This is a genomic window from Streptomyces sp. NPDC005863, from assembly GCF_042871345.1.
Lineage (GTDB): Bacteria > Actinomycetota > Actinomycetes > Streptomycetales > Streptomycetaceae > Streptomyces.
In genome coordinates, this window is sequence record NZ_JBIAII010000010.1 from 145151 (window position 1) to 158802 (window position 13652).

Below are 13652 nucleotides of genomic sequence, written 5' to 3' on the forward strand. Positions count from 1 at the left end.
ACGGTAACTCCTGGTGTTTTGGCGGCCGTTGGCGGGCTCGTTCCTTGTGGTTGAAGCCTCCCCCGGCAGGGGCAGGGGGCGCCTCCGTGCTCACCACGGAAAGGACCACGGAGGGACTGCCGAGGGACTACGTAGGAGATCGGTACCTATTCGGAGCCCTGTACGGATAATGAGCCGATGTCCACTCCAGTGATCTCGTCCCGGGAAGCCGAAGTGCTCGCCCTCCTCGGGGAACACCTCAGCAACGCGGAGATCGCCGCACGGCTCTTCATCTCCGTACGGACGGTCGAGTCGCATGTCTCGTCGCTGCTGCGGAAGTTGGAGATGCCGGACCGGCGGGCGCTGTCCCGCCGGGCGGCCGCGCAGGCACGCCCCGCCCCGTCCACCGGACGGCCTCGCCCCGCGCCCGCGCTCCCGGCACCGCTGACGGCTTTCGTCGGCCGGGTGCGGGAGCGCGCCGAGTTGGCCGCGGCGGTGACGGAACGCCGGCTGGTGACCGCGGTCGGCCTGGGCGGAGTGGGCAAGACGCGGCTCGCGCTGGCGGTCGCGGCGGAGACTGCCGGCGCCTTCGCGGACGGCGTGTGGTTCGTCGACCTGGTCCCGGTCACCGACCCGGGCCGGGTGGGGGCGGCGGTCGCGGCGGCGGTCGGTGTGGGCGAACAGCCCGGCCGAGGCATCGACGACGCGGTGGTGGCCGCGCTGGGGGACCGCCAGGCGCTGCTGGTCCTCGACAACTGCGAGCACGTGCTCGACGGGGTGGCGCCGTTCCTGGAGCGGCTGCTCGGGGCCTGCCCCGGGATACGGGTGCTCGCGACCAGCCGGGCCCGCCTGATGGTGCCTTTCGAGTGGGTCTTCCCGGTCCCGCCGCTCTCCCGGGTCGGCGGTGGCGGTTCGGAGGCGGTCGCTCTCTTCCTGGAGCGGGCGGCGGCGGTCGGAGGGGCACCGGTTCCGCAGGACCGCGCTCGGGTCGCGGCGCTGTGCGAAAGGCTCGACGGCATGGCGCTCGCCATCGAACTGGCGGCCGCGCGGTGGTCCACGCTCGGCCTCGACGGGCTGCTGGCCGGCCTCTCCGACCAGCTCAGGATCCTCGCGGGCGGCCCCCGAGCCGACGGCAGGCACCGGTCGGTGCGCGCGGTCCTCGACTGGAGCCACGACCTGCTCGAACCGGACGACCGGGTACTGCTGCGGCGCCTGTCGGTGTTCATGGCACCGTTCACCGCGGAGGACGCGGCTGAGGTCGTGGCCGGGGTGACGGCCGAGGCGGGGACAGGGGCAGCGGCCGAGGTGCCGGGGTACGTCGCGTCGGCGGCCGCCGCGATCGCCGACGGGTTGGGGAGGCTGGCCGAGCAGAGCCTGCTCGCCGTGACGCCGTCCGAGTCCGGCACGTGCTACCAGGCCCTGGAGACCATCCGTCAGTACGGGGCGGAGCGGCTGGCCGAGGCCGGCGAGGTCGCGGAGGTCCGTGCCCGGCACTTGAGGTGGTGCCTCGCTGGCGCCACGGCTCTCACGACAGCCACGGCCTTTACGGCAACCGCCGTTTCGAGCGACGTCACCGCTTCGGGCGCCGTCACCGCTTCGGGTGCCTCCGCTTCGGGCGGTACCGGCGGGCACGTACGAACCGACGCGCTGGCCCGAACCGACGCGCTGGCCCCAGTCGACGCGCTGGCCCCAGCCGACGCGCTGGCCCGAACCGACGCGCGCGCCCGAGCCGACTGGCGCGTCCGGTTCGACGCGCTGGCGGAGGATCTGCGGGCCGCCCTCGCCTGGGCCGCCGACCGGCCGGAACGGCGTCAGGACGCCCACCGCCTCGCCCTCGCCCTGGCCGAACTGGCCTTCACACGCAACCTGTTGGGCGAGGCGCAACAGCGGTACGAGCAGGCGGCGGGGCTCGCCGAGGACCCCGCGGCCTGCGCGGACGCGCTGCGGCACGCCGCCGGGGTGGCCGGCTGCCGGAGGCTGGGCGACGACATGTTCCGTCTGCACCGGGCCGCCGCGGAGGCCGCACGCCGGGCGGGGGACAACCCCGGCGCGGGGCGCGATTTGGCGGCGGCGGCCACGGTCGCGTACCGCTTCTCCACCTCGTTCGCGCGGATTCCTTCCGTGGCCGAGGTGACGCATCTGCTGGACGAGGCGCGGGAGTTGTCCGGTGCGGCCCCCACCGCCGCGGCGGCCGTCGCGCTGGCCGAGGCGGCCGTGGAAGTGGACGCGTTCGGCGCGGTCCAGGGAGACGCGCGGAACACCGTGGACGAAACGGTGCGGCGAGCCGAGCGGGCCATCGAGCTCGCCCGGCTCGCGGCCGACCCGGTGGCACAGTCCGCCGCCCTCGACGCGCTGTCCGGCGCGCGGAGTTGGGCGGGTGACGCGTTCGCCGTCGCGGCGGCGGCCCGACGCCGTATCGACGTACTGACGTCCGTACCGCCCACACCCGCCGGCACGCACGAGCTGACGGACGCCCTCGCCATGGCCGCGGGCACCGCACTCGGGGTGGGCGGGCTGCCCGAGGCGCGGCGGTGGGGCGGACTGCTCGCCGACCACCCGCTGTTGGCGGAGGCTGGTCACCACGCCACGTGCTGGATCCTGGCGGCGGACGCGTTCGCGGGCCACGCCGACGAGGTGCTCGGCCGCAGCGTGCGCTTCCACGACGCCTGGGAGCAGAGCGGCCGCCAGCGGTCGCTCTCGCTGGGCGCCGCGGCCGCGTCGGTGGCGATGACGCACGGGCTGCGCGGTGACCACGAGGCCCGGGCCACCTGGCTCGCGATCGTCGAGCAGGCGGACACGGTGCCGGAGCACCGGCACGGTTACGGTGCCGTCTTCGACGCCACGGTCCTGCTGCACCACGGGGGCGCACAGGCCGCGCTGGAACGGGTCGCTCCGGAGCCGGACCAGGTGTGGAAGTGGGTGTGCTGGATCTGGCTGCACTGGTACGTGGCCCTCCGGGCGGAGGCCGCGGTCCTGGCCGGCCACCCGGAGGCCCGCACCAGGATCGCCTCCGCCCAGGCCGTGGTCGCCGGCAACCCGGTCGCCTCTGCCCAGGTGACCCGCGCGGAGGCACTGCTCGACGGAGACGTCCCGCGCGTACTCGCCACGGCGAAGGCGTTCACCGCGGCGGGCTCCCCGTACCAGGCGGCCCGCACGCTGATCCTCGCGGGCGGCGCCTACGCGGCCACCGGAGCGGCGGAGCTGGCGGGCCTCGGCCTCACGGCCGGAGACGGATCCGTCGCGGACATGGCGTCCGCCGCACGAATCACGTCGAGCCAGCGGCGACTTCAGGCGTAGTCCGCCGACGGCCCGTGCGAGATCATGGGCGAACAGTTCAGTTCGTTCGCTTCGCTTCGCCTCGCCTTGCCCCGCCTCGCCGATCGGCTCGGCTCGGCGGCTCGTCATCAGGAGAATCCGTGCCCGCGCACCACCCGTCCCGTCAGCACCCCCAGTCGGACCACCACGCCGTACGACGACCCGTACGCGAGGCTGGGCGGAGGGGTACTGCCCTGTGCGTCACGGTTCTGTCGGTGGCGCTCATAGGTCTACAGGTCGGGCTCGGCTCTGCGGCTCAGGCCGTCGGGCCCCGACATCACCTCGCAGCGGAGGTTCGTGTTCCGGTCGGAGCCCAGGCACCCGACAAGGCAACGGTCACGGAGGGGCAGGTCAAGGAGGTGGCGTCCGGGGGAGTGATCACGTATCCGAGCGTGACCAGCTGCCTCACGGTCACTGTGCGGCTCCGCGACGGCGGCCTCGTCGGCGCGCACGCCAGTCTGTTCCAGGTGCCCGGCGAGCTGCGGTCCGACGAGATCCTGCCCGCGCTCCGGCGCCTCGTCGGGACCCGGCCCGTGACCGCGGTCGAGGTCCGGGGCGCCGTCGGCGCATGGCACCCCGGCTACTTCACGAAGGCGATCGAGAGTTACGGCGAGGGGGAGCAGGTCCCGGTCCCCGCGGGCCCGGACCCCGACGGACTCGCCCGCGCGGTGTCGCAGGGGCTCGGGTTGTCGGCCGGCGCGGTCACGGTCGAGGACGTACCCGACGGGGACCAGATCGTCAGCTGACGGGCAGCGCGCCCGGGCCCGGCCCTGCGTGCTGCCGCGCCCGGGCCCGGACCCGCCCCGCGTGCTGCCGCGCCCGGGCCCGCGCACGGCAGCAGCAAACCCGCCCGGCGCCTCGGCCGCAGGGCCGACCGAGCGAGATGAGCCGCCGTCACGCATGAACGCACCCGCGCGGGGCGAGGGCTGACAAGCATGGCCCCCCTGCCCCGACTCGTCCCCATGCTCGCCACCCCGGGTTCGCTGCCGCCCTCACGGAGTGAGCATTTGTGGAGTGCGGAGACCAAGTACGACGGGCAGCGCGCGCTGATCTACCTGCCCGGCGACCACACCCTGCTCATCCGCTCGCGCTCCGGCGACGACATCACCGCCGCGTACCCCGAACTCCACGCCTTGGCCGACACGCTGGGCGGTGTGCCGAGGGTCTTCGACGGGGAGATCGTCGTCCTCGACGAGGCGGGCCGCCCGGACTTCGAGCGGCTCCAGCCGCGCATGGGGCTTGCGGGTTCCCCGGCGAAGGCGGCCCGGCTCGCCGCCCGCGCCCCCGTGCACCTGATCCTCTTCGACGTGCTGTTCTCGGCGGGCCAGGACCTGACCGGACTGCCCTACGTTCGGCGGCGCGAGGTCCTGGAGCAGCTCGTCGACGCGGGCCCGACCTGGTCGGTGCCGGGCGCGGTCGCCGGCCACAGCCGCGAGACCCTGGAGTTCGCCCGCGAACACGGCCTCGAAGGGATCGTGCTGAAACGGCTCGATTCGGTGTACGAACCCGGCAGGCGGTCACCGAACTGGGTCAAGATCCGCAACGTCCGCACCCTCGACGTCGTCATCGGCGGCTGGCTGCCGGGCCACGGGCGCCTGACCGGACTACCGGGCGCGGTGTTGGCCGGGCAGTACGAGGACGGCGTCCTGGCGTACCGGGGGAGTGTGGGCACGGGGTGGAACGAGCGGGAACGCGCCGACCTCGCCCACCTCTTGGGTATCGCCGCGATGGACGAGTGTCCCTTCACCCCCGTGCCGGCGGTGCCCGGTGCCCGGTGGGTCCTGCCCCGGCTGGTCGCCGAGGTCCGCTACACCGCGCTGACCCGGGCCGGCCTGCTCCGCCACCCGGTCTGGCACCGGCTGCGCCCCGACCTCGCACCGGATGGCTGAACAGCAGCCCTTCCCTTACGGACCCGACGACTCCACAAGAGCGTGGAGCAGCTCCGCACCCTCCTGCCACGCGCCCAGGCCGCTCCCCGAGTTGAGGTGGCCGTGGTCGCCGACGAGGTGGTAGCGCACACCCCACGCCCGCGCGAACGAGGCAGCTGTCGCCGGGTCGCAGTAGGGATCGTCACCGCTGGCCACCACCGTGCCGGGGCACGGCAGGGGGCGGGCGGTCAGGTCAAGGAACGTGGCGGCCGCCGCACGGGGGAACGCCGCCGCGGCGGGGTCCGGGGGCGCGACCAGGAATGCGGCCACCTTCTCCGGCCGTACTCGTTCCAGCCACTGCGCGGCGGCCCAGCACCCGAGGCTGTGGGCCACCAGGACCACGCGGCTGTCGCGGCGCGCGGCCGTCTCGTAAGCACTCTGGACGGACGACACCCAGTCCGACAGATCCGGCGCGCTCCACGAGGCCGGGGCGATCCGGACCGCGGACGTGTGGATCGCCGATGCGCCGACCGTCGGCGTCTCCCAGTGGGTCTCCCACAAGCTCTGCCAGTGCTGTTCGTCCGACCCGTCGATCCCCGGGATGACGACGTACGCGACCATCGTTCTCCACCCTCCCACCGTGTCCGTCGCGGCCCGCTTGCTCTGCGGGCCGCACTCGGGACGATTCTCGGTGAAGCGGTGGCCGCGGCGGCAGGTGGGTCAGCCGAGCCAGCCGTAGAGGACCGCGGCGATCAGGAGCAGGACGACGACGCCCGTCAGGATCACCGTGCCGGTGCCGGTCTCCTGTGCACGTTCCTGTTCGGCGCGCTTCTCCTCGATGAACGCCTTCGTGTCCGCGTCCGTACGCGTGCGGACCCATTGCCCGTTCTGTCCCGGATTGAAAACCATCACGTGCCTCCCGTGTCAACTGCGGTGTACCTGACCACTTTTCGCCCTCGCAAACCACTGGGTCGCCGTACCGGCAGGGACGCCACCACCGACAATCGCTGGACGAAAGGCAGCCAGGAGGCCCCCGCCACCGCCCCGCCCGGGCAGCTCGCCGGTGCCGCCATCGCGCATGCGGAGGTCAACGTCCTCGGTCAACTCACCGCCGAGCGGCGGTACGAGGACCATCAGCTCTTCACCACGCTCGAACCGTGCCTCCTCTGCAGCGGGGCCCTCCTCCACGCGCACGTCGGCACCGTCTTCTACGCGGCGCCGGACCCCCTTTGGCAGGGCATCGAACGGATCCCGTCCGTCAGCGGTGCCATCGCGGAGCGATGGACGCGGCGAGTGGGGCCGGTCCAGGGCCCCCTCGCGGTGTTCGGCGCTCTGTTGATGGACCTGTGGAGCCTCCGCCACGACGCACCGCCGAGCGGTGGGGAGCGCGCATTCGACCACGGGGCACGGGCGTCGGCCCGACGCTGCGCGGAGATCCCCGGGTTCGTGGAAGCCGAGACGGTCGCCGTCGCCTACCGCCTCGCCCTGCCCCATCTCTCCCCGTACGGAGGGGATGCGGGCGGCAGTGACGACAGGAGCAACGACAGGTGAGCGTGTGCCTCCAACACCCCTCTCCGCCCCACCACCCAGCACCGACACGTATCGTGCGACCGAACACGCCACGCGACCGACCCACCCGCACATCCCGGAGGAGCGCCATGATCGGTGTCGAGGAGTTGGAGGCCACCGCGGCACACATCGCGGGCCATGTGGTGCGCACGCCCACACTGCCGAGCCCGGGCCTGAGCGCACTGCTCGGCGTACCGGTCACGGTCAAACTCGAACTGCTCCAGCGCAGCGGCTCCTTCAAGGCGCGCGGCGCCGTCGCCAAGCTCCTCACCCTGACCGACGCCCAACGCGAGGCCGGCGTCGTCGCCGTCTCCGGCGGCAACCATGGCGTCGCCGTGGCCGAGACCTCAGCCGCCCTCGGCGTACGCGCCACCGTCGTCATGCCCCGCACCGCCCCGGCACGCTCCGTGGAGATCGCCAGGGACGCCGGCGCCGACGTCCGCCTGACCGCCACCATGGCCGAGGCCTTCGCGCTCATGGAACGTCTGGAAGCCGACGGACTCACCCTGCTGCACCCCTTCGCCGACCCGGTGGTCATCGCCGGACAGGGCACCGTGGGGCTGGAACTGGCCGAAGACGCGGGCAAGTTGACGGACGTCCTGGTCTCCATCGGCGGCGGGGGCCTGATCGCGGGCGTGGCGGCGGCACTCAAGGCGCGACGGCCCGGTGTACGGGTATGGGGTGTGGAGACGACCGGAGCCGACGCCATGTCACAGGCCCTGGCCCACGGCGGGCCGCTCCAGGTGGACGTGAACTCACGGATCAGCACGCTCGGCGCGCCCACGGTCTCCCCGCTGACGTACACGATGGTGCGCGACATGGTCGACGAGGTCCTGGTCGTGCCGGAGGCGGAGGCCTACGCCGGCGTACGGGAACTGGCCGAACACGCCAAGGTATGGGCCGAGCCCGCCGCCGGCTGCCTCCTGCCGGCCGCCCGCCGCGTCCTGGCCAAGACGGGCAACGACACACACCTCGGCCTGGTGATCTGCGGCGGCAACACCACCGTCGACGACATCACCGCCTACACCGCATGACCCCCAACGTCGCGCGGGTCGCCGGAGCCAACGCGGCAGTCTGGTCCGTTGGTTCCGTTTTCTCCTGGTGGACATGAGGGTGCCGGTGTGATCTTGCAACACCGGGAACTCATTGGTTAGTGTCTGCCCCGCCAGGAAGATGCCTTGGCCATCTTCTTCGGGACAGCAAATCTCGCCGCCGGATCTCCGCAATTCGGCGTCTGATGCAATGTGGTCGCCGAGCGCCACGTTTTCGTAAGGGGGAGTTTCGAATGAGGGTACCCAAGATGAGCCGCAAGGCCGCTGTCATCATGGCCCTGGCCTGTGTGGCCGGACCGCTGACCGCCGCCACTCCGGCCGCCGCATCCGAATCCGGCCGTAGCTGCTACTCCATCTCGAAGCCCTACAAGGGAATCAACGAGATTTTCGGCAAGGCGGGAAAGAAGGCCAACTGCTTGGCGGGGGAGATCACGCTCCAGCGGCATCGTGCGTGGGGCTGGCAGGTGGTGGGGAGTGTTCGCCTCACGGGCAGCACATCCAAGCTGGTCATGTTCAAGTGCGCCGGGCAAGGCACTTTCAACTACAAGACGTCGGTCACGCTGGATTACCAGATTGCCACCTATGAGAGCAAGGAAATCCGGCTGACCTGCTAAAGGTGCTGATCTCCATTTCGGGTCACGGAGGGTCCGCGTCGCGGCTTCTGAGGAGCTCCGGACTCCCGTTGAGCCGTGCGGCCTGGCGCGTCAGGTGTGCGCGCTCCGCGAGGTTCGTGGCCTTCCGGGCCGCGTCCGCGTAGAGCCGCGCCGCGACCGCCAGGTCGCCGTCACGTTCGTGGAGGTACGCCGCCACGGCGGTGTGGCGCGGCAACGAATCGTCCAGCGCCGCGAGCGCGGCAAGTCCCGCGCGGGGCCCGTCCGCCTCGCCGACCGCCACCGCCCGGTTCAGCCGGACGACGGGGCTTTCGGTGAGGGCCGCCAGCTCGTCGTACCACTCGACGATCTGCACCCAGTCCGTCTCCTCCGCGGTCGGCGCGTCCGCGTGCAGGGCCGCGATGGCGGCCTGGGCCTGGAACTCGCCGAGCCGGTCGCGGGAGAGGGCCGTCTGCAGGATGCCGATGCCCTCGGCGATCGCCCCGGTGTCCCACCGGCCGCGGTCCTGCTCGGCGAGCGGCACCAGGCTCCCGTCGGGCGCGGTCCTTGCGGCGCGCCGGGCGTGGTGGAGCAGCATGAGGGCGAGCAGCCCGGCCACCTCGGGATGGTCGATGGCGGCCGCGAGCTGCCGGGTGAGCCGGATGGCCTCGGCGGCGAGGTCGACGTCGCCGGAGTAGCCCTCGTTGAAGACGAGGTAGAGCGTGCGCAGGACGGTGGCGACGTCGCCGGGGCGGTCGAAACGGACGCCGGAGACCGTGCGCTTGGCCCGGCTGATGCGCTGCGCCATGGTCGCCTCGGGCACGAGGTAGGCCTGGGCGATCTGGCGCGTGGTGAGCCCGCCGACGGCGCGCAGGGTGAGCGCGACGGCGGAGGACGGCGTCAGCGAGGGGTGGGCGCAGAGAAAGTACAGCTGGAGCGTGTCGTCCGTGGCGGGTACGGGGCCGGGGGCGGGCTCGTCGTCGATCCGGTCCTCGCGCCGGCGCCGGGACACGTCGGCCCGGGTCACGTCGAGGAACCGGCGCCAGGCCACGGTGACCAGCCAGCCCTTCGGGTCGCGTGGCAGGTCGGCCGGCCAGACGCGGACCGCCTCGACGAGCGCGTCCTGTACGGCGTCCTCGGCCGCCGCGAAGTCGGCTCCGCGGCGGACGAGGATTCCGAGGACGCTCGGGGTGAGGCTGCGCAGCAGTGCCTCGTTCACCGGTGACGTCACTCCGTGATGGTGGGCGGCTCGGCGAGGAAGGGGCGCAGCTCCAGCCACTCGTGGATCGGCTCGCCGCCCGCGCCGGGGGCGGCGGACAGCTCCCCGGCCAGCTCGACGGCGCGCTCGTACGTATCGACGTCGATCACCATCCAGCCGGCGATGAGATCCTTCGTCTCGGCGAAGGGTCCGTCGGTGACCGGCGGGCGCCCCTCGCCGTCGTACCGGACCCAGGTCCCCTCGGGGGCGAGGGCCTGGCCGTCGACGAACTCGCCGGTCCCCTCCAGGCGGGCCGCGAAGTCCTGCATGTACTTCACGTGGGCCGAGATCTCCTCCGGCGTCCACTGCTCCATCGGGACGCAGTTGGCCGCCGCCGGGGCTCCGCGGTAGTGCTTGAGAAGCAGGTACTTGGCCATGGTGTTCTCCTCGGTGCTCGTGCGGCCATTGTGGCCGCTCGTCGTCGCTTGCACTGCTGGGACGGAGCAAGCCGCGGGTTCTCGACATCGCCGACAGAATTTTTTCGAGGATTCTTTTCAGGGGCCGCGCGGGGCGTCGGGGCCTGTGGTTCAAGATCCTGTTGCGAGCTCTGAGCGCAAAAATGGTGGCCGGAAGACCCTCTCAAGGCTTCCGGCCACCACTTTTCGGGACTCTTCGGGTTGGTGAGCGTGGCGCGATACGGGTCCGCCCCCCGGTCGGTCCCGTCAGCCCGCCGCAGTGAGCGTCTTGTCGATCTCGCCGAGGAAGTCGTCGAGGTCGCCGGGGTTGCGGGAGGTGATGAGGTCCCAGTCGTTGGCGCCGCAGTGCATCACCGACTTGTCGACCCAGGTGCCCTTGGCGTTACGGATGTCGGTGGCCACCGAGGCGTACGACGTGAGGGTCTTGCCCTCCAGGACGTCGGCCTCCACCAGGAGCCACGGGCCGTGGCAGATCGCCGCGACCTTGCGGCCGGACTTCACGAAGGAACGGACCATCGAGACGGCGGTCTCCTCGAGCCTCAGGGTGTCGGCGTTGACCGTGCCGCCCGGGATGAGCAGCAGGTCGTACGAGGACGCGTCCGCGTCGGCGAGCGTCAGGTCCGGCTGGACGCTCTTGCCCGGGTCCTTGTCCCCGACGAGGGACCGGATCTCGTCCGACGACACGGCGGCCACGTCGACGTGTGCGCCGCGCTCGCGCAGGTGCTGCACCGGCACCACGAGCTCGTCCTGCTCGACTCCGTAGTTGGTGACGATCGCCAGGACGCGGTGGCCGTTCAGTGTGTTGTCAGCCATGACGTTGCCTTCCTCTGGTGCTGTGCGTTTGGTGCGGTGCCGCGTCGAAGCGAAGTCGCAGCGCGCAGCCGACCGGACGCTCCGGTACCCCTCTTCAGCATGAGCACACGCCGGGGTGGCGCCAGATGAGTCCGGCGACCGGAGTAACCGTTCCGCAGAGGACGGGTGCCCCGGCATCCGCCGCGTGACCCGGGACCAAAGGCCTTAGGTGGCCGTCTCGGGGGAGCGGCGGGTGGCCGGGCCAGTCGGCTCTCCGGCGCCTTGCCCGCGCCGCTCTACTCGCTGTGCATGATCTGAATCAGATTGCCGCAGGTGTCGTCCAGGACCGCGGTCGTGACCGGGCCCATCGCCAGCGGCTCCTGGGTGAACCGCACCCCCGCGCCGCGCAGCCGGTCGAACTCGGCCTGTACGTCGTCCACGCCGAAGGAGGCGGCCGGAATGCCGTCCTCGACCAGGGCCGTCTTGTACGGCTTCACCGCGGGGTGGCCGTCCGGCTCCAGGAGCAGCTCGGTCCCGTCGGGCTCGTCCGCCGAGACCACGGTCAGCCACCGGTCCGCGCCCAGCGGGACGTCGTGCTTCTTCGCGAAGCCCAGCACGCCCGTGTAGAAGCGCAGGGCCTTCTCCTGGTCGTCGACGAAGACGCTGGTCAAATGGATCTTCACGGGGTGTCCTCCGGTGCGTCGGGTCCGGGCTTGAGCCAGCGGGTCACCATGTGCTCAAGGGGTTCGGTGGTCAGGTCGTGGAATTTGTACCGGCCCTGGCGCCGCGAGCGGACCAGGCCCGCTGATTCCAGTACGGCCAGGTGCTGACTGATCGCCTGGCGGGAGAGTCCCACGTCGTGCTTGGTCACCAGCCGTGCGCAAATCTCGAACAGTGTCTGGCCGTCCCGCTCCACCAGCTCGTCGAGGATGCGCCGCCGGGTGGGGTCGGCCAGCGCCTTGAAGACATCATCCGTCACGACCCCCACCATAGGCAAGTGACGACTTGCCTATCAAGGTCCCCGAAGACCCTGCCCGAGCGGACCACGCGCCCGCGGGCCGTCGCGTCAGTGCGCGATGCCGTCGATCAGCTCCCTGGCGCCCTGGCGCAGCAGTGCCACGGCCACCGACGTCCCCAGCGTCGCGGGGTCGAGCCGGCCCGCCCACTCGTGCGCGTTGAGCACCGTCTTGCCGTCGGGCGTGAACACGCAGGCTCGCAGCGACAGGTCGCCGCCGCGCTCCGAACGCGCGTACCCGGCGATCGGCGAATTGCAGTGGCCCTGCAGCACGTGCAGGAACATGCGCTCGGCGGTCGCCTCCCGCCAGGCATCCGTGTCGCCGAGGTCCGACACGGCGTCGATGGTCGCCGTGTCGTCCTCGCGGCACTGCAAAGCGAGGATGCCCGCGCCGATCGGCGGGCACATCGTCTCCACCGACAGGATCTCGCTGGCCAGCTCGGGGCGGCCGATGCGGTCGAGGCCCGACTGGGCGAGCAGCAGCGCGTCCGCGTCGCCCGCGGCGAGCTTCTCCAGCCGGCGGCCCGCGTTGCCGCGCATCGGCACGCACTCCAACTCCGGGTGCGAGACGGCGAGTTGAGCCACGCGGCGCACCGATGACGTGCCGATGCGGGTCCCCGCGGGCAGTTCGTCCAGGGTGAGGCCGCCGGGGTGGATGAGCGCGTCGCGGATGTCGTCCCGCTTGAGGAACGCGGCGAACGTCGTGCCCGCCGGCAGCGGCCGGTCCGCGGGGACGTCCTTGACGCAGTGCACCGCGAGGTCCGCGTCACCGGCGAGCAGCGCGGCATCGACCTCCTTGGTGAACGCTCCCTTGCCGCCGAGCGCCGCCAGGTCGCCCATCCAGCGGTCCCCCGAGGTGGTGACCGGCACGACCTCGGTGCGGATGCCGGGGTGCAGCGCGGCGAGTTCGGCGCGGACGCGCTCCACCTGGGCGAGCGCCATGGGGGAGGAGCGGGAGACGATGCGGATGAGCTCAGGAACGGACATGCGGTCCACGATAAGGGCTCCGGCGGTGTGCCTCGGACAGGCGTCCACCTGATCAAAAGACCGCAGGGGCGCGTGAGTTGACCGGTACCGGTGGCGTGTCGGGGCTCATCGGCCGCGGCGTGTCCGTCCCGGGGCGGGCTGCAAGGTGTCCGCCCCAGGGCCGACTGCGGCGTGTGCGCCCCAAGCCCGGCCTGTGTCGGAGCCCGGTGTCCGTACGCCCCGAGGCTCCTCGGCATGCGCGTACCCCGGCCGCCTCATACCGTGAGGTGCACGCAGTCGCGGCCCGGCGCCGCGCCCGCCTTCCGGGAGGCCCCATGTCCAGCCCTGCCGCGCCGGAGCGCCCGGCGTCGATCACCCCCGAGCCGATGACGGCCACCCATCTGGCCGACGTCCTCGCCCTGGGCCGCCGGGTCTACGACACGTCCGTGAAGCCGTACACCTCCTGGTCGCTGTCGGCGATCGCCCGCCACATGGACAACGAGGCCTCCGCCTGCTGGGTCGCGCTGGACGACGGCGACCGGCTTGCCGGGTTCGTGCTCGGCTCGATGGGCTTCGACCAGCGGCCCGACTGGGGCAACCTGGAGTGGATCGCTAGCGCCCCCGAGTACCAGGGACAAGGCATCGCGAGCCGCCTCGTGAAGGCCTGCTGCGCGACGCTCACGGAGGCGGGCGCCAGCGCCGTCGTCACCGATGTCGAGTCCCGCAACACGGCGTCGGCCGCCCTGATGCGGCGCAACGGCTTCGAGGCGAGCGTGTCGGTGACCCTGTTCGTACGCGAGTTGCCCCGCTGACCGGCACAGTTCAGCCCCGG

The 13652-nt window shown here is 72.2% G+C and carries 15 protein-coding genes; 7 read left to right on the forward strand and 8 right to left on the reverse strand.

The genetic code is table 11. From position 1 onward, the window contains the following. The first annotated feature begins 177 nt into the window (after nucleotides 1–177). The 3 genes from ACFYO9_RS29785 (at nucleotide 178) to ligD (ending at nucleotide 5183) form a co-directional block, all read left to right on the forward strand. On the forward strand, nucleotides 178–3276 hold the full coding sequence (locus ACFYO9_RS29785) for a LuxR C-terminal-related transcriptional regulator (RefSeq protein ID WP_358776374.1): 3099 nt from the start codon (nucleotides 178–180) through the stop codon (nucleotides 3274–3276). A gap of 410 nt (nucleotides 3277–3686) precedes the next feature. Continuing rightward, complete coding sequence (locus tag ACFYO9_RS29790; RefSeq protein ID WP_358776376.1) at nucleotides 3687–4040, forward strand: hypothetical protein; 354 nt, start codon at nucleotides 3687–3689, stop codon at nucleotides 4038–4040. A 189-nt stretch (nucleotides 4041–4229) separates the two neighbouring features. Then, entirely contained in the window at nucleotides 4230–5183 is a 954-nt protein-coding gene (gene ligD / locus ACFYO9_RS29795) for a non-homologous end-joining DNA ligase (protein ID WP_358776378.1), read from the forward strand. A 15-nt stretch (nucleotides 5184–5198) separates the two neighbouring features. Here the strand turns inward: ligD and ACFYO9_RS29800 are convergent, their stop codons facing one another. Then, nucleotides 5199–5783 carry an alpha/beta hydrolase gene (locus ACFYO9_RS29800; protein ID WP_358776380.1) on the reverse strand — a complete coding sequence of 195 codons (585 nt, stop codon included), beginning with the start codon at nucleotides 5781–5783 and terminating at the stop codon, nucleotides 5199–5201. Between the two features lie 99 nt (nucleotides 5784–5882). After that, the gene (locus ACFYO9_RS29805) at nucleotides 5883–6071 is read right to left on the reverse strand and encodes a hypothetical protein (RefSeq protein WP_358776382.1); all 189 of its coding nucleotides are present in this window, start codon (nucleotides 6069–6071) and stop codon (nucleotides 5883–5885) included. Nucleotides 6072–6083: 12 nt separating this feature from the next. On the opposite strand from ACFYO9_RS29805, the gene ACFYO9_RS29810 reads away from it, so the two are divergent. From ACFYO9_RS29810 to ACFYO9_RS29820, 3 genes are all read left to right on the forward strand, one after another. Continuing rightward, a complete protein-coding gene (locus ACFYO9_RS29810; protein WP_358776384.1) occupies nucleotides 6084–6713 on the forward strand; it encodes a deaminase in 630 nt (209 codons plus the stop codon). Between the two features lie 107 nt (nucleotides 6714–6820). After that, complete coding sequence (locus ACFYO9_RS29815; RefSeq protein WP_358776386.1) at nucleotides 6821–7765, forward strand: threonine/serine dehydratase; 945 nt, start codon at nucleotides 6821–6823, stop codon at nucleotides 7763–7765. A 266-nt stretch (nucleotides 7766–8031) separates the two neighbouring features. Continuing rightward, a complete protein-coding gene (locus ACFYO9_RS29820) occupies nucleotides 8032–8397 on the forward strand; it encodes a hypothetical protein (protein WP_358776387.1) in 366 nt (121 codons plus the stop codon). 22 nt (nucleotides 8398–8419) lie between these two features. Here the strand turns inward: ACFYO9_RS29820 and ACFYO9_RS29825 are convergent, their stop codons facing one another. From ACFYO9_RS29825 to hemC, 6 genes are all read right to left on the reverse strand, one after another. Further along, on the reverse strand, nucleotides 8420–9592 hold the full coding sequence (locus ACFYO9_RS29825; protein WP_358776573.1) for a DUF6596 domain-containing protein: 1173 nt from the start codon (nucleotides 9590–9592) through the stop codon (nucleotides 8420–8422). Nucleotides 9593–9600: 8 nt separating this feature from the next. Continuing rightward, nucleotides 9601–10008 carry a YciI family protein gene (locus ACFYO9_RS29830; protein WP_355815670.1) on the reverse strand — a complete coding sequence of 136 codons (408 nt, stop codon included), beginning with the start codon at nucleotides 10006–10008 and terminating at the stop codon, nucleotides 9601–9603. 285 nt (nucleotides 10009–10293) lie between these two features. Further along, entirely contained in the window at nucleotides 10294–10860 is a 567-nt protein-coding gene (locus tag ACFYO9_RS29835) for a type 1 glutamine amidotransferase domain-containing protein (RefSeq protein ID WP_358776389.1), read from the reverse strand. Between the two features lie 275 nt (nucleotides 10861–11135). After that, nucleotides 11136–11522, reverse strand: a complete 387-nt coding sequence (locus ACFYO9_RS29840; protein WP_358776391.1) for a VOC family protein — start codon at nucleotides 11520–11522, stop codon at nucleotides 11136–11138. Next, complete coding sequence (locus ACFYO9_RS29845) at nucleotides 11519–11818, reverse strand: metalloregulator ArsR/SmtB family transcription factor (protein WP_355815662.1); 300 nt, start codon at nucleotides 11816–11818, stop codon at nucleotides 11519–11521. The genes ACFYO9_RS29840 and ACFYO9_RS29845 overlap by 4 nt, the downstream gene beginning before the upstream one ends. Before the next feature lie 87 nt (nucleotides 11819–11905). Further along, a complete protein-coding gene (hemC, locus tag ACFYO9_RS29850) occupies nucleotides 11906–12841 on the reverse strand; it encodes a hydroxymethylbilane synthase (protein ID WP_358776393.1) in 936 nt (311 codons plus the stop codon). A gap of 314 nt (nucleotides 12842–13155) precedes the next feature. Here hemC and ACFYO9_RS29855 point away from each other — a divergent pair, with 314 nt between their 5' ends. Next, entirely contained in the window at nucleotides 13156–13632 is a 477-nt protein-coding gene (locus ACFYO9_RS29855) for a GNAT family N-acetyltransferase (protein WP_355815656.1), read from the forward strand. The last annotated feature ends 20 nt before the right edge of the window (nucleotides 13633–13652 follow it).